A 25,453-nucleotide genomic window follows, 5' to 3' on the forward strand; every position below is an offset into this window, starting at 1 on the left:
CGCGCCGTCGAAAGCGCCCGAACGGGGCCTGAATTCACCCCTTGCGGCCGATCGACCCGGTACTCCAATGTGTTGATCTGTGTTCGTCCGTGTACTCAACGTATGCAGGTCATGGAGCGCGGAATGACGGAATTCAACGCCGATGCCCATCGCGCACACCCCGCGCCGGAAGACGCGGTGGCCATCGTCGGGTTGGCCTGCCGACTCCCCGGCGCCGACGGCCCCGACGAGTTCTGGGACCTGCTGAGCAACGGACGCGACACGATCACCGAAGTGCCCCGCCATCGCCGGGACGCGAGAGCGGCGGACGACACGAATCGAACGGCCGGCGGATCCCCCCACCCAGCCGCGAACCGACCGCGAAGAGGCGGATTCCTGGACGCGGTGGACCGGTTCGACGCCGCCTTCTTCGGCATCACCCCGGGCGAGGCCGCCCTGATCGACCCGCAACAGCGCCTGATGCTCGAACTGTGCTGGGAGGCCCTGGAACACGCGGGCATCCCGCCGACCCGGATCCGGGGCAGCGCCACCGGGGTGTTCGCCGGCGCGATCTGGGACGACTACGCCACCCTGCTGCGCCGCGCCGGCGTCGAGCCCGGCCCCCGACACGCCACCGGCCTGCACCGCAGCATGATCGCCAACCGGGTCTCGTACACCCTCGGCCTGCGCGGCCCCAGCATGACGGTGGACGCGGCCCAGTCCTCGTCCCTGGTCGCGGTACACCTGGCCGGCGAGAGCCTGCGCCGGGGCGAGTCGACACTGGCCCTGGTCGGCGGGGTCAACCTGGACCTGGTTCCCGACCACGACGGCGACGCGGCCAAGTTCGGCGGGCTCTCCCCGCAGGGCCGCTGCTTCACCTTCGACGCCCGGGCCGACGGCTACGTGCGCGGCGAGGGCGGCGCGGTGGTGGTGCTCAAGCCGCTGTCCCGGGCGCTGGCCGACGGCGACGTCGTGCACGGCGTGATCCGCGGCAGCGCGATGAACAACGACGGGGGCGGCGACGCGCTGACCGCGCCGGACCCCCGGGCCCAGGCGGAGGTGATCCGGCTGGCCCGGCGGCGGGCCGGGGTCGCCGCGTCCGCCGTCCAATACGTCGAACTGCACGGCACGGGCACCCCCGTCGGCGACCCGATCGAAGCCGCCGCACTCGGTGCGGCGCTCGGCACCGAGCGGGCGAACCGGCCGCCGCTGGCCGTCGGTTCGGTCAAGACCAACGTCGGGCACCTGGAGGGTGCGGCCGGCATCGTCGGCCTGGTCAAGACGGTGTTGGCGATCCGACACCGGCGGCTCCCGGCAAGCCTGAACTTCGCCGAACCCCATCCGCGAATCCCGTTGGGCGAACTGGGCCTGCGGGTGCAGACGGCGGAGGGTGACTGGCCCTGCCCGGACGAAACCCTGATCGCCGGGGTGAGTTCGTTCGGGATGGGTGGGACCAACTGCCATGTGGTGCTCGCGGAGGCGGAGTCCGCGGGTGGGGTGGGGCCGTCGGTCGCGTCGGCGCCCTCGGGTGGGTCGGATCCGGGCATGGAGTCCGCCACCGGCCCGGTGCCTTCGGACGCGGTTGCCGTGCCGATCTCCGGTGTCGACGCCGACGGGCTTCGGGCCCAGGCCGGGCGGTGGCACGGCCATGTACGCGAACATCCCGACGTGGCGCCGGCCGACCTCGGCTACTCGGCCGCCACCACCCGGACCGCGTTCGCCGCCCGCGCCGTCGTCCTCGCTCGCGACCACGCCGAACTCCTCGCCGGGCTCGACGCGTTACGCGGAGCCGGCGCGGATCCACACCTGGTCCGGGCCGACGCGCAACCCGGCCGCACCGCCTTCCTGTTCACCGGACAGGGCAGCCAACGCCCGGCCATGGCGCAAGAGTCGTACGCCCGCCACGCCGTCTTTGCGGCGGCCTTCGACGCCGCCTGCGCCCACCTGGACCCACACCTGCCGCGCCCGCTGCGCGAGGTGTTGTTCGCGTCGCCCGACAGCCCGGACGCGGCGCTCGTGCACCGCACCGAGTACACCCAACCCGCGCTGTTCGCCGTCGAGGTCGCGCTGTACCGGCTGTTCGAGCACTGGGGAGTGACCCCGGACCTGCTGCTCGGCCACTCGATCGGCGAGCTGTGCGCCGCGCATGTGGCCGGCGTCTGGTCCCTGCCCGACGCGTGTGCGCTGGTCGCGGCCCGGGGTCGGCTGATGCAGGAACTGCCGGACGGCGGGGCGATGGTGTCGCTGCGGGTCGCCGAGGACGACGTGCTCGCCTCGCTCGAACCGGTCCGCGACCGGGTCTCGATCGCGGCCGTCAACGGGCCGCTGGCCACGGTGATATCGGGCGACCGGGACGCGGTCCAGGACGTCGCGGCCGGCTGGCGGGCACAGGGCCACAAGACCACCCGACTGCGGGTCGCACACGCCTTCCACTCACCGCGCATGGACGCGATGACGGACGCCTTCGCCGAGGTGGCCGCCGGGTTGACCGCTCGGGCACCCACCCTGCCCGTCGTGTCGAACCTGACCGGCCTGCCGCTGACCGCCGAACAGGCCTGCTCCCCGGACTACTGGGTCCGCCATGTACGGCACACCGTGCGCTTCCACGACGGAGTGCGCCGGCTGCGCGCGGAAGGCGCGACGATACTGCTCGAACTGGGCCCGGACGGCAGCCTGTCGGCGGCGGCCCGGACCTGCCTGCTCGACGGCGAGCGGGACACCGTGGCCACGATCCCGACGCTGCGCCGCAACCGCCCCGAGACGGACGCGTTGACCACGGCGGTGGCCCGCCTGTACGCCAACGGCGTGGACCCGGACTGGGAGCGGGTGTTCGCGGGGCGCGGGGCGCGCCGGGTCGCGTTGCCCACGTACGCCTTCCGACGCGCACGCCACTGGCCGGGTGCCTCGGCGGAAGCCGCCGACACCGCCGTGCCGGACGAATCGCTCGCCGTGGTACCGACGTTGGCCGAGCGGTTGGCCGCCCTGTCCGCTGTCGAGCAGCATCGGATCCTGCTCGACCTGATCCGGGCACACGCGACCGCGGTCCTGGGCCCCGGCGCGACCACGACCGTCGAACCCGACCGCACCTACCGCGAATCGGGCCTGGACTCGCTCGGCACCGTCGAACTGATCACCAGGCTGGCCCGGGACACCGGCCTCGACCTGCCCCCGACCACGGTCTTCGACCACCCCACACCCACCGCGCTCGCCCACCACCTGCGCACCCGGGCGCTCGACCTGCCCGTGCCGACCCGCCCCCGGCCGACACCCGGGCCGGCCCGCGCCGACGAACCGATCGCCATCGTGGCAATGGGCTGCCGGTTGCCCGGCGCGGTGCGCACCCCCGAGGACCTGTGGCGGCTGGTCGCGGACGGCGTGGACGCGATCACGGCCTTCCCCACCGACCGCGGCTGGGACCTGGACCGGCTCCACCACGACGACCCGGACCGACCCGGCACCAGCTATGCACGATCCGGCGGATTCCTGGACCGCGCGGGCGACTTCGACGCGGAGTTCTTCGGGATCGGCCCGCGCGAGGCGCTGGCCATGGACCCGCAGCAACGGCTGCTCCTGGAGACCTCCTGGGAGGCGATCGAACGCGCCGGACTCGACCCGAGCACGCTGCGCGGCGAGCGGGTGGGGGTGTTCGTCGGCGCCACCGCGCAGGAATACGGCCCGCGCATGCACGAATCCACCGACGCCCTCGCCGGGTTCCTGCTGACCGGCACCACGCCCAGCGTCGCGTCCGGGCGGATCGCATACACCCTCGGCCTGTCGGGCCCGGCGCTCACCGTCGACACCGCCTGCTCGTCCTCGCTGGTCGCGGTGCACCTGGCCGCCCGTTCGCTGGCGAGCGGGGAATGTGCGCTGGCCCTGGCGGGCGGCGCCACCGTGATGGCCGGTCCCGGCATGTTCGTCGAGTTCGCCCGGCAGCGCGGCTTGGCCCCCGACGGTCGTTGCAAGCCGTTCTCGGCGGACGCCGACGGCACGGCCTGGGCCGAGGGCGTCGGCGTGCTCCTGCTGGAACGCCTGTCCGACGCGCGCCGCAACGGCCATCCCGTACTCGCCGTGCTGCGCGGCTCGGCGATCAACCAGGACGGGGCCAGCAACGGGCTCAGCGCGCCCAACGGGACCGCCCAGCAGCGGGTGATCCGGGACGCGCTGGCCGCCGCCGGGCTCGATCCGCAAGACGTCGACCTGGTCGAGGCACACGGCACCGGGACACCGCTGGGCGACCCGATCGAGGCGCAGGCGCTGCTGGCGACGTACGGGCGCGATCGGGCCGCCGATCGGCCGCTGCTGCTCGGCTCGGTGAAGTCCAACATCGGCCACACCCAGGCCGCGGCGGGTGTGGCCGGGCTGATCAAGACCGTGCTGGCCCTGCGACACGGCGCGATACCGGGGACGCTGCACCTGCGCGAACCGTCGCCCCACGTGCGGTGGTCGGACGGGGCGATCACGCTGCCGACGACGACCACGGACTGGCCCGCGTACGACCGTCCGCGCCGCGCGGCGGTGTCGTCGTTCGGGATCAGCGGGACGAACGCGCACGTGATCGTGGAGGAGGCGGGCGGGGGCGCGGAGATACCGGGGCCTGCCCCTGCCCGCGGGCTTGCGTCCGCCGGTGTCGCCGACCCCGTGCCGCTGGTGGTTTCCGCGCGGAGCGAGGCCGCGTTGCGGGGGCAGGCGGAGCAGCTTGCGGGACTGCTGCGAGCGGCGGACGCTCCGGCCCTGGCCGATGTCGGATATTCGCTGCTGCGCGGCCGGGCCGGGTTCGAGTACACCGCCGTGATACCGGCGCGCACCCACGCCGAGGCGCTGCACGGGTTGACCGCGCTCGCCGCCGATCGACCCGCCGACCGGCTGATCCGGGGCGGCGCCGCGGTGGCCCGGGGCGGGACCGTGTTCGTCTTCCCCGGGCAGGGCACCCAGTGGTCCGGGATGGCGCTGGAACTCCTTGACACCAGCGAGCCGTTCGCCGCCTCCATGCGGGCCTGCACCGACGCGCTCGACCCGTACGCCGTCGACTGGTCGCTGCTCGACGTGCTCCGCGAACCCGGGACGCCGGGGTTGACGCGCGTCGATGTCGTGCAGCCGGCGCTGTTCGCGGTGATGGTCTCGCTGGCCGCGCTGTGGCGCTCGATCGGGATCGAACCGCAGGCCGTGGTCGGCCACTCGCAGGGCGAGATCGCCGCCGCGTACGTCGCGGGCGCACTGTCCCTGGCCGACGCCGCCAAGGTGGTCGCCCTGCGCAGCCGGACACTGGTCGCGGCGGCGGGCAGCGGCGGGATGGCCTCCGTGTCGCTGCCCGCCGAACAGGTCGCCGCGCTGCTCGAACCCTGGGCCGGCCGACTCGGCGTGGCCGCCGTCAACGGGCCGAGCGCCACCGTGGTCAGCGGCGACACCGCGGCACTGGACACGTTCCTGGACCGATGCGCGGCGGACGACCTGCGGGCCCGGCGGATCCCCGTCGACTACGCGTCGCACTCCGCGCACATGGAGGAGATCCGCGATCGGCTCCTGACCGACCTGGCCGACGTGACCCCGCGAGCCGCGTCGACAGCCTTCTACTCCACCCTGACCGGCGGTCGCATGGCCGACACGAGCGGCCTCGACGCCGACTACTGGTACCGCAACCTGCGTCGAACGGTGCGATACGAGACGGCCGTTCGGGCATTGAGCGAGGACGGTCACCGGCTGTTCGTCGAGGTCGGCCCGCACCCCGTGCTCACGCTCGGTACCCAGGAAACGTTGGACGCGTGCGGCAGCGGCGGCACCACGATCGGCACGCTGAGCCGCGACGACGGCGGCCGGGCCCGCTTTCTGGTTGCGGTGGCGGAGGCCGTCGCGCACGGCGCCCGGCCCGACGCCGAAGCGCTGTTCGACCCGCCCGGAACCGGAGTGCGGGCGGTTGCCCTGCCCACCTACGCGTTCCAACACCGCCGCTACTGGCTGACCCCGCGTGAGGCGGCTCCCGAGGGTACGGCTGCCCTCGGTCTGACGCCGATCTCCCATCCGCTGCTCGGCGCGCTTGGCGCGCTCGGCGTCGAGCCGGATGGCACGGTGATCGCGACCGGTCGGATCTCGCTGCGGGAGTTGCCGTGGCTGGCGGACCACGCGGTCGCGGACACCGTGGTGTTGCCGGGGACCGCGTTTCTCGAACTGGCCCTGTGGGTCGGGGAGTCCGTGGGTGCTCCGCAGGTCGAGGAACTGACCCTGGAGAGCCCGCTGCTCTTGCCCGAGACCGGTGACGTGTACCTGCGGGTTGCCGTGGCCCCGGCGGACGAGGCGCGGCGACGGGCGGTCACCATCCACTCCCGGCGTGCGGGTGGGGGCGGTGCCGATGCGGAGCGGGAGTCGTGGGTTCGGCATGCGGGCGGGCTGCTCGTTGATTCGGTGCGGGAGGTGGACGACGGCGGCAGTGGTGGGCTCACCCAGTGGCCGCCGCCCGGTGCCGATGTGCTCGATCTCGCCGATGCCTACCCGGTGTTGGCGGGGTTCGGTTACGGCTACGGGCCGGCCTTTCGGGGACTGCGTGCGGCTTGGCGCGGGGCCGGCGGCGAACTGTTCGCCGAGGTGCGGCTGCCGGATGAACTGCGGGAATCGGAGTCGGGGGTGGTGGGGCCCGAGTTCGGGATTCACCCGGCGCTCTTGGACGCGGCACTGCATCCGTTGCTTTCGTCGCTTTCGTTGACTTCGTTGTCGTCGACGCGGGACGGACCGGCGGGTGCGCCGCCGCGTATTCCGTTCTCGCTGGCGGACGTGCGGCTGTACGCCACCGGAGCCGACATGTTGCGGGTACGGCTGCGCCGGGCGGATGGCGGGGCCACGGCGCTCACGGTTGCCGACGGCGTCGGTGCGCCGGTCCTGTCCATCGGTGCGCTCACCCTGCGCGAACTGCCTGCGGACGGGCTGATCGCGGCGGAACCCGGGCCGGGCGAGGCGATGTTCGACCTGCGCTGGATCGCCGGATCGATCCCGGCGGAGCCGGCGGGTCTCGGGTATGCGTTCATCGGGGACGACCTCGGCCTGGGCGACGGCGAGGTGTATCCGAGCCTCGCGGATCTCGATGCGCGACTGCTCGCGACGGGGGAACCCACGCCCGACGTGGTGTTCGCCGCCGCACCGGTGGGGGTGGACGACGACGTCCCGGGCGCCGCGCACGACAGCGCGCGCTGGGCGTTGGACCTGGTCGGGGGTTGGCTTGCCGGCGAGCGGTCGAGTGCGGCGCGGCTGGTCGTGGTCACCCGTGGTGCGGTTGCTGCTCGGACCGGTGACGCGCTGTCCGGGCTGCCCGCAGCCCCCGTATGGGGGCTGTTGCGGACCGCGCAGTCCGAACACCCCGATCGTTTCGTGCTGATCGACCTGGACGATGCGGTGCGATCCCCTTCCGCGCTGCTTGGCGCGGCCGTTGCGGGTGAACCTCAACTCGCCCTGCGTGACGGGGTGGTTCACCTACCCCGCATGGTGGCGGTGGATTCGGCGGACGCGCAGGTGGCTCGACGCCGACCCGATCCGAACGGGACCGCGCTGATCACCGGTGGCACCGGCACCCTGGGTGCGCTGATCGCCCGCCGACTGGTCGCCGAACACGGCATCCGGCACCTGCTCCTGCTCGGACGTGCGGGTCGGGAGGCCGCCGGCGCCGAGGAGTTGATCGCCGAACTCGGCGCGCTCGGCGCCCGGGTGACCGTGGCCGCGTGCGACGTCGCCGACCGGGCCGCGCTGCGCCGCGTGATCGAGGACATCCCCGCCGAGCACCCGCCCACGATCGTCGTACACGCCGCCGGTGTGCTCGACGACGCGACGCTGTTGTCGTTGACCCCGGATCGGCTCGACGCGGTGCTGCGCCCCAAGGTGGACGCGGCCTGGCATCTGCACGAGCTGACCCGAGCGGCGAACCCGGCGGCGTTCGTGCTGTTTTCGTCCATCACCGCGATCACGGGCAACGCCGGCCAGGGCGCGTACACGGCGGCCAACACCTTCCTGGACGCCCTCGCCGAACACCGCCGCGCAGCCGGGCTGCCCGCCAACGCCCTGGCCTGGGGACTGTGGGCCGAGGGCAGCGGGATGACCCGACACCTCGACCACACCGACCGGGCCCGGATGTCCCGGGGCGGGATCGCGGCGCTGCCCACCGAGACCGGACTCGCCCTGTTCGACGCCGCGTTGCACCGGGACCGCCCGTACACGATCCCCGCCCGCCTGGACCGCGGCGCGCTGCGGGCCCTGGCCGCGAGCGGTGTGCTGCCCGCCGTACTGCGCAGCCTCGTGCGTGTCCCGCCGCCGCGTGCCGCCGCCTCCGGCGACGGCACGGACGCGTCGTCGTGGCCCCGGCGGATCCGGGAACTCCCGGGCGAGCAGCGGGAACGGGCGATCACCGACCTGGTGCGCGGGCAACTCGCCGCCGTCCTCGGACACGACGCACCCGAACGACTCGACCTCGACCGCGCCTTCCGCGAACTGGGAGTCGACTCGCTGACCGCACTCGAACTGCGCAACCGGATCAATGCGTTCACCGGCCTGCGACTGCCCGCGACGGTGGTCTTCGACCACCCCAGCGGTACGGCCCTGGTCGCTCGGATGATGCGCGAGCTGGTCGGTGCGGTGCCGAGCGAGCCGACCACGCCCGCCGTCGCACCGACCGTGACGGTCGACGAGCCGATCGCCGTCGTCGGCATCGGCTGTCGCTATCCGGGCGGTGTGGCCGGTCCCGAGGACCTGTGGCGACTGGTCGCGGCCGGCACGGACGCGGTCGGCGACTTCCCCGAGGATCGTGGCTGGGACCTGGCGAAGCTGTACGACCCCGACCCGGACAAGGTCGGCAAGGTCTACACCCGTCGGGGCGGATTCCTCTACGAGTCGGGGGAGTTCGACGCCGAGTTCTTCGGCATCTCGCCGCGCGAGGCGGCGGCGATGGACCCGCAGCAGCGGCTGCTCCTGGAGACCGCGTGGGAGGCGTTCGAGCACGCGGGCCTGGACCCCAGGACGCTGCGCGGGAGCAACACGGGTGTGTTCGCCGGGGTGATGTACAACGACTACGTCTCGCGGCTGCACCGCGCCCCCGACGGGTTCGAGGGCATGCTGTTGGCCGGCAACGTGGGCAGCGTCGTGACCGGCAGAGTGTCCTACGCGCTGGGCCTGGAGGGGCCGGCGGTCAGCGTGGACACCGCCTGCTCGTCGTCGCTGGTGGCGCTGCACCTGGCGGCCAACGCGCTGCGGTCGGGGGAGTGCGATCTGGCGCTCGCCGGTGGGGTGACGGTGATGTCCACCCCGAACGTTTTCGTCGAGTTCTCCCGACAGCGCGGCCTGTCGGCGGACGGCCGGTGCCGGTCGTTCGCGGCGGGCGCGGACGGGACGGGTTGGGGCGAGGGTGTCGGGCTGCTGGTGGTGGAACGACTGTCCGACGCGCGGCGCAACGGGCATCCCGTGCTGGCGCTGCTGCGTGGCTCGGCGGTCAACCAGGACGGCGCCTCGAACGGGCTGACCGCGCCGAACGGACCGTCCCAGGAGCGGGTGATCCGGGCGGCGTTGGCCGGTGCGGGGTTGTCGGCGACGGACGTGGACGCGGTGGAGGCGCACGGCACCGGGACGACGCTGGGCGACCCGATCGAGGCGCAGGCGTTGTTGGCCACGTACGGGCAGGACCGGCCGGCGGATCGGCCGCTGTGGCTGGGCTCGATCAAATCGAACATCGGGCACACGCAGGCCGCGGCGGGGGCGGCCGGCCTGATCAAGATGATCATGGCGATGCGGCACGGCGTACTGCCCGAGACACTGCACGTCGACGCGCCGTCGCCGCACGTGGACTGGTCGACGGGACACGTCGAGCTGCTGGCCGAACGTCGACCGTGGCCCGAGGTCGACCGGGCGCGCCGGGCCGCCGTGTCGTCGTTCGGGATCAGCGGGACGAACGCGCACGTGATCGTCGAACAGGCGCCGGCGGCCGAGCCGGTGGTGTCCCGGGACGAGCCGGTGGGTGTGGCGGGCCTGGTGCCGTGGGTGTTGTCGGCCAGGACCGCCGACGGTCTGCGGGCGCAGGCGGCGCGGTTGCGGGAGTGGTCGGCGCGGCATCCGGAGGCGGATCCGGTCGACGTGGGGTGGTCGTTGGTTCGGGAGCGGTCGGTTTTCGATCGGCGGGCGGTGGTCGGTGGCCGCGATCCGGGTGAACTCGGGGCTGGGTTGGACAGGTTGGCCGCGGGCGGCGGTATTGCCGACGGTCGGCCGATGTTTTCGGGTCCCGGTCCGGTGTTCGTGTTTCCCGGGCAGGGGTCGCAGTGGGTGGGGATGGCGGCCGGGCTGTTGGAGTGCTCGCCGGTATTTGCGGAGGCGGTGACGGAGTGCGCCGCCGTGATGGATCCGTTGGTGGCGGATTGGTCGTTGTTGGATGTGTTGCGGGGTGGGTCTGCCGGTGAGTTGGAGCGGGTGGATGTTGTTCAGCCGGTGCTGTTTGCGGTGATGGTGGGGCTTGCGCGGTGGTGGGAGTCGTGTGGGGTCAAGCCGGGTGCGGTCATCGGGCACTCGCAGGGGGAGATCGCTGCCGCGCATGTGGCGGGTTATCTGTCGCTGGCGGATGCGGTACGGGTGGTCGTGTTGCGGAGTCGGGCCCTGCTGGGGGTCGCGTCCTCCGGGGGCGGGATGGTGTCCGTCGGGGTGTCGGCGGAGCGTGCTCGCGAGCTGGTCGCCGGGGATGACCGGCTGTCGTTGGCGGCGGTGAACGGGCCGACGAGTGTGGTGCTTTCGGGTGATATCGAAGCACTTGCGGTGGTTGTCGAGGCGTGCGAGCGGGACGGGGTCCGGGCTCGGTGGATTCCGGTGGATTACGCGTCGCATTCGGCGCGGATGGAGGCCGTGCGGGACGAGGTGGAGCGGCTGTTGGCGGATGTGACGCCGCAGGTGGGCCGCGTGCCGATGTACTCGACCGTGAGCGGGGAGGTGGTCGTCGATCCCGCCGAGTTGGGCGGGGCGTACTGGTTCGAGAATCTGCGGCGCACGGTCGAGCTTGAGCGGGCCGTGGGTGCGGCGGTCGCGGATGGGCATGGTGCGTTTGTGGAGTGCAGTCCGCATCCGGGGCTGGTGGTGCCGCTGGGGGACACCCTGGAGGCGGCCGGGGTGGACGGCGTCGTTCTGGAGACGTTGCGGCGGGGTGAGGGTGGGCCCGATCGGCTGGTCGCCGCGCTCTCGGCGGCGTTCGTGGCGGGTGTCGCGGTGGACTGGGCCGGGATGTTGCCGGGGCGCCATGTCGAGCTGCCGACGTATGCGTTCCAGCGGCGGCGCTACTGGTTGACGGGTGGGGAACGTGCGGGCGATCCGGCCGGGTTGGGGCTGGTCGCGGCCGATCATCCGCTGCTGGGGGCTGTGGTCGGTTCGGTGCGGGACGGGGAACTCCTCTACACCGGGCGGTTGTCCGCCGCGACGCACGGCTGGCTTGCGGACCACGCGGTGTTCGGCTCGGTGGTGGTACCGGGGACGGCCTTCGTCGAGCTGGCGTCGTGGGTCGGTGTCGAGGCCGGTTGCCCGGTCGTCGACGAACTCACGCTGCATGCGCCCCTGGTGCTACCGGACGGGGTCGGCATCCGGCTTCGGGTGGCGGTGGGTGCGGCGGATTCGGCGGGGCGTCGGGTGGTGGAGTTCCATTCGCGGCCCGAGGATGCCCCCGACGAGCAGTCGTGGACTCGGCATGCGACCGGCACGCTGGGTGCCGCGAGTGTGCCCGGATCCGCGTCGGCCGGGGCCGCGGCGTGGGCGGTCTGGCCGCCGGCGGACGCCGAGGTGGTCGACCCGGAGGCCGTTTACGAGCGACTTGCGGAGCACGGGTACGAATACGGGCCGATTTTCCGGGGGTTGCGGGCCGCATGGCGGCGGGGTGACAACTTCTTCGCCGAGGTCGCGCTGCCGGAGGCGGCCGGTCGGGACGCGCACGGCTACGACCTGCATCCGGCGGTGCTGGACGCCGCGCTGCATGTGGCCGCGGCCGAGGCGGTGGCGGAGTCGGGGGCGACGTTGTTGCCGTTCGCCTGGACCGGGGTCGCACTGCATGGGCCGGGGGCGTCGGTGCTTCGGGTGATGTTGCGGCGTACCGGGCGGGAGACGCTGGCGGTCGACGTGGCCGACGAGCGTGGTGTTCCGGTGGCGTCGGTCGCGTCGCTGACGCTGCGGCCGGTGGCTGCCGAGCAGTTGGTGGCGGCCGAGGAAGCGGGCCGCGAGTGGCTTTACCGGATGGTCTGGGAGATCGCGGACGCGCCGGTGGCGGAGCACGTCGAGGGTGAACTTCTTGGTTCGGATGAGGAGTCCGACGCGTCGGCGGAGTTTGTGGCGGGCGGGATTCGGGTGGTGACCCCTGCGGGCGCCGAACAGGTCTCCGAGGTGGGGCTGTTCGATTGCCCGCCCGTGGTCGGCGAAGCCCCCGAGGAGGTGGCCGGCGCCGTGCATGCGGTGCTGGCCGCGGTTCGGGCGTGGGTGGCGGACGAGCGGTTTGCCGGGGCGCGGCTGGTGGTTCGTACCCGTGGCGCGGTTGCCACGGATGCGCAGGACCGGGTCGGTTCTCCCGCGCATGCGGCGATCTGGGGTCTCGTGCGGGTCGCGCAGAGCGAGCATCCGGGGCGCTTCGTCCTGGTCGATGGCGACGACGTCGATTCGGGTGCGGCGCTGCGTGCGGCGGTGGCGTGCGGGCTGCCGCAGGTGGCGATTCGCGAAGGTGTGGTGCTGGCGCCGCGCCTGGTGCGGGCGGTGCACGACACTGCGCTGGTGCCGCCGGCGCCGGGTGCGGATCAGGCGTGGCGGATCGAGTCCGGGACGGCCGGGACGCCGGACGATCTGGTGGTGACGGCGCATCCGGCCGCCTCGGCGCCGTTGGCGGCCGGGCAGGTGCGGGTGGCGGTGCGGGCGGCCGGGGTGAACTTCCGCGATGTGCTGATCGCGCTCGGCATGTACCCGGGACGGGCGGTGGTCGGCGCCGAGGCGGCCGGGGTGGTCGTGGAGGTCGGCCCGGGCGTGTCGGAACCGGCCGTCGGCGACCGGGTGATGGGCTTGTTCGAGGGGGCGTTCGGGCCGCTTGCGGTGGCCGATCGGCGGTTGTTGGCCCGGGTGCCGGCGGGTTGGTCGTTTGCTCAGGCGGCGTCGGTGCCGGTGGTCTTCCTCACCGCGCTCTACGGGCTGCACGATCTGGCCGGGCTGCGGTCGGGTGAATCGGTGCTGGTGCATGCGGCCACGGGTGGGGTCGGCATGGCCGCCACCCAGCTGGCCCGGCATCGGGGCGCCGAGGTGTACGCGACCGCGAGTGCGACGAAGTGGGCCACCGTGCGCGGGCTGGGTGTTCCGGACGAACGGATCGCCTCGTCCCGGGACCTGTCCTTCGAACAGCGCTTCGCACGGGCCACGGACGGGCGCGGGATCGACGTGGTGTTGAACTCGCTGGCGGGCGAGTTCACCGACGCGTCGTTGCGACTCCTGGCCGAGGGTGGCCGGTTCGTGGAGATGGGCAAGACGGACGTCCGGACCGAGGGGCTGCCGGCCGGGGTGCGCTATCGGGCCTTCGACCTGATCGAGGCCGGTCCGGATCGGATCGCCGAGATGTTCGCCGAACTGGTCGACCTCTTCGAGCGCGGTGTGCTGCAACCCCTGCCGATTCGGACCTGGGACATCCGCCGGGCCCGCGAGGCGCTGCGTTTCCTGGGCCAGGCCCGGCATGTGGGCAAGGTGGTGCTGACCGTGCCGCAGCCGCTCGCGGCCGACGGCACGGTCCTGATCACCGGCGGCACGGGCACGCTGGGTCGCAGTCTGGCCCGACACCTGGTCGCGCGGTGGGGTGTGCGCCGGCTGGTGCTGACCGGCCGGGCCGGTCCCGCCGCTCCCGGCGCCGCCGAACTGGTCGCGGAATTGGCCGAGTCGGGTGCCGACACCACGATCGTGGCCTGCGATGCGGCGGACCGGGCGGCGATGGCCGAGGCGTTGGCCGCGATCCCGGCCGAACACCCGTTGACCGCCGTGGTGCATGCCGCCGGAACACTCGACGACGCGCCGATCGAGGCGCTGACCCCGGAGCGGGTCGACCACGTGTTGCGGCCCAAGGTGGACGCCGCCCTCGTACTGGACGAACTCACCCGGGACGCGGACCTGGCCGCGTTCGTGCTGTTCTCGTCGGTGGCCGGCGTACTCGGTGTGGCCGGCCAGGGCGGCTATGCGGCGGGGAACGCGTTCCTGGACGGTCTCGCCGGTCGGCGCCGCGAGCGGGGGCTGCCCGCGACCGCTCTGGCCTGGGGCCTGTGGGCGGAACGCAGCGCAATGACCGCGCAGTTGGGCGTCGGCGACCTGAAGCGCCTGGCGCGCGGCGGCTTGGTGCCGATCTCGACCGCCCAGGGGCTCGCCCTGTTCGACGCCGCCTGGCAGGCCGACGAGGCGGCGCTGATCCCGGCCCGCCTGGACCTTGCCGCACTGCGCGCACAGGCGGCGACCCAGCCGGTACATCCGCTGCTGCGCGGTCTGGTCGGTACCACCCCGACCCGCCGGAACGGCACACCTTCGGAGGCGCCGTGGGCCCGACGGCTCGCCTCGGCCGCGCCCGCCGAGCGGGTGGACGTGGCATTGCGGCTGGTCCGGGCCGAGGCGGCGGTGGTCCTGGGGCACGAGTCGATCGACGGGGTGCGGCCCGAAGTCACCTTCCGCGACCTCGGGTTCGACTCACTGACGGGTGTGGAACTGCGTAACCGGCTGAGCGGCGCCACCGGATTGCGGCTGCCGTCCACGCTGGTCTTCGACTTCCCGACCCCGCTCGGCCTGGCCGGTTTCCTGGTCGCCGAGTCGGTCGGCGAGATGGACACGGCGCCGACCGGGCCGGTTGCCGGGGGTGCGGTGGTCGCGGCCGATCCGGTGGTGATCGTCGGGATGGGCTGCCGATTCCCGGGCGGGGTGGACTCGGCGGCGGGTCTGTGGGACCTGGTGGCCGCGGGCGGCGATGCGATCGGGCCGTTCCCGACCGACCGTGGCTGGGACGTCGACGCGCTGTTCGATCCCGATCCGGAGCGGGTCGGCAAGAGCTACGTCCGTACCGGCGGATTCCTCTCCGGGGCGGCCGAGTTCGACGCCGAGTTCTTCGGTGTGTCGCCGCGCGAGGCGTTGGCGATGGACCCGCAGCAGCGGCTGCTGCTGGAAACCGCGTGGGAGACCTTCGAGCAGGCGGGCATCGATCCCACCTCGCTCCGGGGCAGCCGGACCGGCGTCTTCGCCGGGATGGCCGGCCACGACTACGCGACCGGGGGCGCCCGTTCGCAGGCCGGGCTGGAGGGCCACCTGCTGACCGGGAACGCGGCCAGCGTGGCCTCGGGCCGGGTGGCCTACACGTTCGGCCTGGAGGGGCCGGCGGTGACCGTGGACACGGCGTGCTCGTCGTCGCTGGTGGCGCTGCACCTGGCGGCCAACGCGCTGCGGGCGGGGGAATGCGACCTGGCGCTCGCCGGCGGGGTGACCGCGATGTCCACGCCGGACTTCTTCCTGGAGTTCTCCCGGCAGCGCGGACTGTCCGTGGACGGCCGTTGCAAGGCGTTCGCGGCCACGGCGGACGGGATGGGCGCGGCCGAGGGCGTGGGCCTGCTCCTGGTCGAGCGGCTGTCGGATGCGCGGCGCAACGGGCATCCGGTACTGGCGGTGGTGCGTGGGTCGGCGGTGAACCAGGACGGCGCGTCGAATGGGTTGACCGCGCCGAACGGGCCGTCGCAGCAGCGGGTGATCCGGGCGGCCCTGGCCGACGCCGGGCTGTCCGCGGCCGATGTGGATGCGGTGGAGGCGCACGGGACCGGCACGACGCTCGGCGATCCGATCGAGGCGCAGGCGTTGCTCGCGACCTACGGGCGGGATCGGGCGCCGGATCGGCCGCTGTGGTTGGGGTCGGTGAAGTCCAACATCGGGCACACCCAGGCGGCGGCGGGTGTGGCCGGGGTGATCAAGATGGTCTCGGCGCTGCGGCATGGGATGTTGCCGCGCACGCTGCACGTGGACGAGCCGACGCCGCATGTGGACTGGTCGGCGGGTGGGGTCGAACTGCTCACGAGCGCGCGGGCGTGGCCGGAGGCCGGGCGGGTGCGTCGGGCGGGGGTGTCGTCGTTCGGGATCAGCGGGACGAACGCGCATGTGATCCTGGAGCAGGCGGAGGAGAGCCCGGCGGGTTCGGTGCCTTCGGCGACTCCTCCGGTGGCCGGGACTCCGGTGTGGGGCGGTCGGGTGCCCTGGGTGTTGTCGGCCCGGTCCGAACCCGCTTTGCGGGCACAGGCCGCGCGGTTGCGGGACTGGCTGGCCGTACATCCCGACGCCGATCCGCTCGATGTGGGGCGGTCGTTGGCGACCGGGCGGGCGGCGCTCGATCACCGGGCGGTGGTGCATGGGCGGGACCTCGCGGAATTGCGCCTGGCGGTCGCGAAGTTGGCCGACAGCGGGCCGGGTGACGAGGCGTCGATCGTCGGCTCGGTCTCCGCCGCCGGTCCGGTGTTCGTGTTTCCGGGGCAGGGGTCGCAGTGGGTGGGGATGGCGGCCGGGTTGTTGGAGTGTTCGCCGGTGTTTGCGGGTGTGGTTGCCGAGTGTGCTGCGGTGATGGATCCGTTGGTGGCGGATTGGTCGTTGTTGGATGTGTTGCGGGGTGGGTCTGCCGGTGGTGAGGCGTTGGCGGAGCGGGTGGATGTGGTTCAGCCGGCGTTGTTTGCGGTGATGGTGGGGCTTGCGCGGTGGTGGGAGTCGTGTGGGGTCAAGCCGGGTGCGGTGATCGGACACTCACAGGGGGAGATCGCGGCTGCGCATGTGGCGGGATATTTGTCGCTGGCGGATGCGGTGCGGGTGGTTGTGCTGCGGAGTCGGGCGTTGCTCGGGGTTGCGTCTTCCGGTGGCGGGATGGTGTCGGTGGGTGTGTCCGCCGATCGGGCCCGGGAGCTGGTCGCCGAGGACGACCGGTTGTCGCTGGCGGCCGTGAACGGGCCGACGAGTGTGGTGCTTTCGGGTGATGTCGAAGCGCTGGCCGTGGTTGTCGACGGCTGTGAGCGGGACGGGGTCCGGGCTCGGTGGATTCCGGTGGATTACGCGTCGCATTCGGCGCGGATGGAGGCCGTGCGGGACGAGGTGGAGCGGCTGTTGGCGGATGTGACGCCGCAGGCGGGCCGCGTGCCGATGTACTCCACGGTGAGTGGGGGGCACGTTACCGACCCGAGTGTGCTCGGTGGTTCGTACTGGTTCGACAATCTGCGGCGTACGGTCGAGTTGGAGCGGGCCGTCGGAGCGGCGGTTGTCGACGGGCATTCGGTCTTCGTCGAGTGCAGTCCGCATCCGGGGCTGGTGGTGCCACTGGGGGACACCCTGGAGGCGGCCGGGGTGGATGGCGTCGTTCTGGAGACGCTGCGGCGGGGCGAGGGCGGTCCCGATCGGCTGGTCGGCGCGCTTTCGGCGGCGTTCCGGAGCGGTCTGGCCGTGGACTGGGCCGGGTCCGGGATGGTGCCGGGGCGGCGGGTCGAGCTGCCGACCTATGCCTTCCAGCGGCGGCGGTACTGGGTCGAGCCCGGCGAGCGGGCCGGCGGGGTCGGGTGGGGGCAGTTCACGGTCGAACATCCGGTGCTGGGCGCCGGGGTCGATCTGGCCGACGGAGCCGGGACGGTCTTCACCGGGCGGCTGTCCGCGGCCTCGCACGGGTGGCTCGCGGAGCATGTGGTGCTCGGCACGGTGATCGCGCCCGGCACGGCGTTCGTCGACCTGGCGCTGCGTGCGGGGGCGACGGTCGGCCGGGCGACGGTCGAGGAACTGACCCTGCACGCGCCGCTGATCCTGCCCGACGCGGGCGGTGTACGGATTCAGGTCCGGGTCGGCGCACCCGACGCCGCCGGGGTCGGATCGGTGGAGATCCATTCCCGACCGGAGGACGCGGCCGGCGACGAGCCATGGACCCGGCACGCCTCCGGGACCCTGACCGCGACCGACCTCGACCCGGCGGACGTGGCCACGGAGGCGGCGATCTGGCCGCCCGCGGGCAGTACGCCGGTCGATCTGGACGGAGCCTACGAGCGACTGGCCACGGCCGGATTCGAGTACGGTCCCGCCTTCCAGGGGCTGCGAGCCCTGTGGCGGCGCGGCGCCGAGTCGTTCGCCGAGATCGAACTCGCGGACGACGCACGGCAGGAGGCCGAACGCTACGAGGTGCATCCCGCGCTGTTGGATGCGGCCGTGCATGCGCTGGGGATGGAGCCGACGGCGGAGGTTGCGCCGGGTGAGGCGCGGATTGCCTTCTCCTGGCGAGGGGTTCGGCTGGTTGCCGCCGGAGCGGGGCGGTTGCGGGTGCGGCTGGCACCGGTGGGCTCGGACGCGGTGTCGTTGTGGCTGAGCGACATGGACGGTGAGCCGGTCGGGTCGGTCCGGGCCCTGACCGTGCGGCCGGTCGCGGCCGAGCGGCTGCGTCCGGCTGGGGCGCCGCCGCGCGACTCGATGTTCCGGGTGGAGTGGCGGCCGGTGTCGGGCGACGAGTCGGGCGTGGCGGTTCGCTGGGCGGTGGTGGGCGCGGCGGACTCCGGGCCGCTTGCCCGGCTGGTGGCGGCGTATCCGGATGTGCCGGTGTACCGCAGTGTGGTCGAGGCGGCCGGGGATGTGGCGGCGGGACCGCCCGATGTCGTGGTGGTGGGCGTGGGCGAGGCCGACTGTTCGGAGGGGTCGGTCGAGCGCACTCGGCGGGTGCTTGCGGACGTGCTGGCGTGGATGCAGGACTGGCTGGCCGACTCCCGCTTCGCGGCGACGCGCCTGGTCGTGGTGACCTCCGGGGCCGTCGCCGCCGACGTGGACGCCGACCCCGACGAGCGGGTGGCGGACCTGGCCGGCGCGGCGGTGTGGGGGTTGTTGCGCTCGGCCCAGTCCGAACACCCCGACCGATGCACGCTGGTCGACCTCGACGAGGACGCGGCGTCGATTGACGCCTGGCCGGCGATTCTTGCCTCCGCCGAGCCGCAACTCGCCGTCCGGATGGGCCGATTCCGGGTTCCTCGGCTGGCCAGGGTGACTGCCGGGGGCGGCGAGCCGGTCGCCTTCGCGCCCGACGGCACGGTGTTGGTCACCGGTGCCACCGGCGGCCTGGGCGCCCTGGTGGCCCGGCACCTGGTGACCGCGCACGGCGTGCGCCGACTTCTGCTGCTGTCCCGCCGGGGCGCGGCCGCACCCGGCGCGGCCGAACTGGTCGAGGACCTGACCGCGCAGGGGGCGGAGGTCACCCTCGCCGCCTGCGATCTGGCCGATCGTGCCGCGCTGGCCGCCGAGTTGGCGCGTATCCCGGCCGAGCACGCGCTGACCGGCGTGATCCACACCGCCGGAGTGGTGGACGACGCCACCATCGCGAACCTGACCGATGCGCACATGGAACACGCGCTGCGCCCCAAGGCGGACGCCGCGTTCCATCTGGACGAGTTGACCCGGGACGTGAACCCGGCCGCATTCGTCCTGTTCTCCTCCGGGGCCACCACCTTCGGTGGCCCGGGACAGGGCAACTACGCGGCGGCCAACGCCTTCCTGGACGGCCTGGCCCGGCAGCGCCGCGACCGCGGCCTGCCCGGGATCTCGCTGGCCTGGGGCCTGTGGGCGGGCGCGCAGGGGATGGGCGGGCGGCTGAGCGAGGCCGACCTGGCCCGCTGGGCCCGGACCGGCGCGGTGGCGATGCCGGCGGCCGAGGCACTGCGGTTGTTCGATATCGCGCTGGGCCGGCCCGAGGCGGCCCTGGTGCCGGCACACCTGGACCTCCCGGCGATGCGGGCGGATGCCGGTGCTCGACCCGCGCTGTTCCGCGAGTTGCTCGGGACCGGTACGCGACGGGCGGCAGTGGGCGCGGGCGGGTCGGCGCTGACCCGGCGGCTGGCGGAGATGTCTCCGGCCGAGCGGGAGCAGGCGGTCCTGGACGTGGTGCGGACCGAGGCCGCGAACACGCTGGGACACGAGTCGGCCGGGGCGGTGTCGGCCGGGCGAGCGTTCAAGGAGCTGGGGTTCGACTCGCTGACCGGGGTGGAACTGCGCAACCGGTTGAACACCGCGACCGGGCTGCGGTTGCCGTCCACGCTGGTCTTCGACTACCCGACGCCGGCGGGGCTGGCGGCGTTCCTGGTCGCCGAGTTGGTCGGTCGTTCGGTACAGGCGGTGCCGGTGCCGGTGCCGCCGGTCGGTGGGCGGCACGGGGACGCCGACGATGCGATCGTGATCGTCGGCATGGGCTGCCGGTTCCCGGGCGGGGTGGCCTCGCCGGAGGACCTGTGGAATCTGCTGGCCTCGGGTGGGGACGCGATCGGACCGTTCCCGACGGACCGGGGATGGGACCTGGCCGGGCTGTTCGACCCCGATCCCGAGCGGGCCGGGAAGAGCTACGTGGAATCGGGCGGATTCCTGTATGGGATCGGCGAGTTCGACGCGGAGTTCTTCGGGATCTCGCCGCGTGAGGCGTTGGCGATGGATCCGCAGCAGCGGTTGCTCCTGGAGACGGCGTGGGAGACGTTCGAGCGGGCGGGCATCGATCCGACCTCGCTGCGCGGCAGCCGGACCGGGGTTTTCGCCGGGGTGATCGACAACGACTACGGCGCCCGGGTGAACCAGGTGCCGGACGAGGTCGAGGGCTATCTGGGCTACGGCAGTTCGGCCAGCATCGCGTCCGGGCGGGTCTCGTACGTCCTGGGCCTGGAGGGCCCGGCGGTCAGTATCGACACCGCGTGCTCGTCGTCCCTGGTCGCGCTGCACCTGGCGGTGAACGCGGTGCGGTCGGGCGAATGCGAACTGGCCCTGGCCGGTGGTGTGACGGCGATGGCCACCACCGAGTTCTTCGTGGAGTTCTCCCGACAGCGGGGCCTGTCGCCGGACGGCCGCTGCAAGGCGTTCGCGGCGGCGGCGGACGGGATGGGCGCGGCCGAGGGCATCGGGCTGGTGCTGGTGGAGCGGTTGTCGGATGCCCGGCGCAATGGGCATTCGGTACTGGCGGTGGTGCGTGGGTCGGCGGTGAACCAGGACGGCGCGTCGAATGGGTTGACCGCGCCGAACGGGCCGTCGCAGCAGCGGGTGATCCGGCAGGCGTTGGGTGCTGCGGGCTTGTCTGCGGCGGATGTGGATGCGGTGGAGGCGCACGGGACCGGGACGACGTTGGGTGATCCGATCGAGGCGCAGGCGTTGTTGGCGACCTATGGGCAGGATCGGCCGGGGGATCGGCCGCTCTGGTTGGGGTCGGTGAAGTCGAATATCGGGCACACGCAGGCGGCTGCGGGTGTGGCCGGGGTGATCAAGATGGTGTTGGCGCTGCGGCATGGGGTGTTGCCGAGGACGTTGCATGTGGACGAGCCGACGCCGCATGTGGATTGGTCGGCCGGGCGGGTCGAGGTGTTGGCGGACGAGGTGGCGTGGCCGGCGGGGGAGCGGGTGCGCCGGGCCGGTGTGTCGTCCTTCGGAATCAGCGGGACGAACGTGCACGTGGTCCTGGAGGAGGCGCCGGCGGACGCCGCCGAGCCTGCGCCCGCCGCGCCGGAGGTCCCGGGCGTCGGCGGCGTGCTGCCCTGGGTGGTGTCGGCGCGCACCGAGGCCGGGCTGCGGGCGCAGGCGGCGCGGTTGCGGGATTGGGTGAGCGAACATCCGGACGCCGAACCGACGGATGTCGCACGGTCGTTGGTGGTCGGGCGAGCGGTGTTGGACGTGCGCGCGGTGGTGCGCGGGCGGGAATCCGGCGAACTTGTCGCCGGCCTGGACGAGTTGGCGCGGGTCGGGGTGGGAGACCCCGGCTCGCTGGTGAGCGGCTCGGATCCGGTGTTCGTGTTTCCGGGGCAGGGGTCGCAGTGGGTGGGGATGGCGGCCGGGTTGTTGGAGTGTTCGCCGGTGTTTGCGGGTGTGGTTGCCGAGTGTGCTGCGGTGATGGATCCGTTGGTGGCGGATTGGTCGTTGTTGGATGTGTTGCGGGGTGGGTCTGCCGGTGAGTTGGAGCGGGTGGATGTTGTTCAGCCGGTGCTGTTTGCGGTGATGGTGGGGCTTGCGCGGTGGTGGGAGTCGTGTGGGGTCAAGCCGGGTGCGGTGATCGGACACTCGCAGGGGGAGATTGCGGCTGCGCACATCGCGGGTTATCTGTCGCTGGCGGATGCGGTGCGGGTGGTTGTGCTGCGGAGTCGGGCTCTGCTGGGGGTTGCGTCTTCCGGTGGCGGGATGGTTTCGGTCGGGGTGTCTGCGGAGCGGGCGCGGGAGTTGGTTGCCGGAGCTGACGGGTTGTCGTTGGCGGCGGTGAACGGGCCGACGAGTGTGGTGCTTTCGGGTGATGTCGAAGCGCTGTCGGTGGTTGTCGAGGCGTGCGAGCGGGATGGTGTGCGGGCTCGGTGGATTCCGGTGGATTACGCGTCGCATTCGGCGCGGATGGAGGCCGTGCGGGACGAGGTGGAGCGGCTGTTGGCGGATGTGACGCCGCAGGTGGGCCGCGTGCCGATGTACTCGACCCTGACCGGTGCGCCGATCGCCGATCCCGCCGAGTTGGGCGGGGCGTACTGGTTCGAAAACCTGCGGCGCACGGTCGAGTTGGAGCGGGCGGTCGGTGCGGCAGTGGCGGATGGGCGCACCGTGTTCGTCGAGTGCAGTCCGCATCCGGGGCTGGTGGTGCCGCTGGGGGACACCCTGGAGGCGGCCGGGGTGGATGGCGCGGTTCTGGAGACGTTGCGGCGAGGTGAAGGTGGGCCCGATCGGCTGGTCGCCGCGCTCTCGGCGGCGTTCGTGCGTGGTCTGGCGGTGGATTGGGCCGGGTTGATCGTCGGTGCTCGGGTGGAGTTGCCGACCTACGCCTTCCAACGACGGCGCTATTGGTTGGACGACGGGGCGCGGTCGGGGGATCCGGGCGGGTTGGGACTGGCCGCGGTCGCACATCCCCTGCTGGGTGCGGCGGTACGGCCGGCGCAGGGCGCGGGGTTGTTGTTCACCGGACGGTTGTCGACGGCGACCCACCCGTGGCTCGCGGATCATGTGGTGCTCGGCTCGACGATCGTGCCCGGCACGGTGTTCGTGGACCTGGCGCTGTGGGCCGGGGCCGAGGCGGAGTGCCCGGTGGTGGACGAACTGACCCTGCACACCCCGCTGGTGCTGCCGGAACACGGCGGCGTGCATGTACAGGTGACCGTCGACGGGCCGGACGCCGCCGGGGCCCGGGCGGTCGCGGTGTACTCCCGGCCGGAGGACGCTCCCGGCGAGGAGCCGTGGACCCGGCACGCCGTCGGTGCCCTCGTTGCCGACGCCGATACGGGTGCCGCTCCCGACGCGGCTGCGGAGGCGTGGCCGCCGGTCGGCGCGAAGCCGATCGAGGTGGCGGACTTCTATGCGCGGCTGGTGGAGTCCGGGGTCGACTACGGGCCGGCGTTTCGCGGGATGCGGGCCGCCTGGCGGCGCGGGGACGAGCTGTTCGCCGATGTGGCGCTGCCGGCCGAGGAGGAGCGCGACGCGCACCGCTTCGGGGTACATCCGGCGCTGCTCGACGCGGGCGTGCAGACCCTGCGGGTGGATCCGGGGCAGGTCGACGAGGACGACATCCGGGTGGCCTTCTCCTGGCACGGGGTGCGGCTCTTCGCGGCCGGCGTGACCCGGCTGCGGGTGTACTGCGTGCCGTCGGGCGAGGGTGCGGTGTCGTTGCGGATCACGGACGAGACCGGACGGGCGGTCGCCGCGATCGAGGCGTTGACGGTGCGGGCGATCTCGGCCGACCAGCTACGGCGGGCCGGCGGCGGGCGGGACGTGCTGTACCGGCTCGCGTGGCGGGCATCGGCGGTTCCCGTACCGGTGGCGACGCCTCGTGTGGCGGTGGTCGGCGGGTGGGATCTGCCCGGTCTGGGCGGGTTGGTGGACCGGTATCCGGGCTTTGCCGAACTTGCTTCGTGTGACCCGCCGTTGCCCGATCTGGTACTGCTCCCGGTTGGTGATCCGGATGCGGATGTGCCGTTCTCCGAGCGGCGTATGCGGGAGGTGACGGCGGAACTGATCGGGCGGCTGGAGGCGTTTCTCGGCGACGAACGGTTCGCGGCGGCCCGGGTGGTCGTGGTGACTCGTTCGGCGGTGCTCGTGGACGGGGACGCGGGGCTCGGGGACCCGGCGTCGGCGTCGGTCTGGGGAGTGGTCCGGGCGGCGCAGGCCGGGCATCCGGGGCGGATCGTGCTGGTCGACCTGGACGACGAGCCGGCTTCGGCGGCGGCTTTGGCGGCGGTGGCCTCGGCCGGTGGTGAGCCGCAGTTCGCGGTGCGCGGTGGTCGGGTGTCGGTACCGAGACTGGAGCGGATTCCGGCCTCCGGCGGAGCACGGTCGGCGGTGGGGACCGGCACGGTGTTGATCGCCGGTGCGGACCGGGCGGTCGGCGCGGGGGTGGCCGAGCATCTGGCCGGGGCGTACGGGGTGGGTCGGTTCGTGTTGTTGTCCGTGGATCCTTCGGGTGCGGGGCCGACCGAACTGGCCGCCCGGCTGGGTGAGGCCGGTGCCGAGGTCGTCTCGGCGGCCTGGGACGGGCACGATCCGGGCGTGCTTGCCGCGCTTGTGACCGAACACCGGCCGGCGGGCGTGGTGGACGCGTCGGGCGAGTCGGATGCAGCCTGGGCCCTGCACGAGCTGACCGCCGACGTGGACCCGGCGTTCTTCGTGCTGTTCTCGTCGGCGGCGAGCCTGCTCGGTTCGTCGGCGCATGCGGCCACGGCCGGGGTGGATGCCTTCCACGATGCGCTGGCCGCACATCGGCGGGCGAGTGGGCTGCCCGGGGTGTCGCTTGCGTGCGGGACGGATCCGCTGCCGGGGCTGCCCGACCTGTTCGACGAGGCGATACGCCGGGAGGACGCCGTGTTGGTTTCGGCGTCGACGGATCTCACCGGGCCCGCGTCGACGTCACCACTGTTGCCCTCCCGGAACGGTCGTGGCGCGACCAACTCCGCCGAGACCTCGATCGAGGCGGACGGCGAGGCCCTGGCCCGGCGCCTGGCGGCGTTGTCCGAGGAGGAGCGCGAGCGCGAACTGGTCGGCCTGGTACGGGCCCAGGCCGCGGCGGTGCTCGGGCATGCCGGCATCGGCGAGATCGGACCCGAACGGGCGTTCAAGGAGGTCGGGTTCGACTCGCTCACCGCGGTGGAACTGCGCAACCGGCTGATCCGGGGCACCGGGGTCGGCCTGCGCTCCACCCTCGTCTTCGATTTCCCCACGCCGCGAATACTGGCCCGCCACCTGAGCGGCCGGCTGGTCGAGGCGGCATCCCCGATCGGTGCGCTGCTGGCCGATCTGGACCGATTCGAGGGCGAGTTGCACGCGGTGCTCGGCGAGGCGGAGGCCCGCGACCGGCTGGCCGAGCGGCTGCGTCGGCTGTTGGCCGACTGTACCGCGCCGGACGAGAGCGCCCCCGCCGCCGACGACGTCTCGGACGTGCAGTCGGCCACCGACGACGAGTTGTTCTCGCTCGTCGACCAGGGCTTCGAATGACCCGGCCCATCCACGCATACGACCGTGT

1 protein-coding gene is annotated in these 25,453 nt (G+C 73.1%); it reads left to right on the top strand.

What is annotated here, in order from left to right:
* Positions 1-123: 123 nt before the first annotated feature.
* Positions 124-25,425 carry an SDR family NAD(P)-dependent oxidoreductase gene (locus ACWGR4_RS07870; protein ID WP_452128486.1) on the top strand — a complete coding sequence of 8,434 codons (25,302 nt, stop codon included), beginning with the start codon at positions 124-126 and terminating at the stop codon, positions 25,423-25,425.
* Positions 25,426-25,453 lie beyond the last annotated feature (28 nt).

The organism is Embleya sp. NPDC055664 (assembly GCF_053618075.1).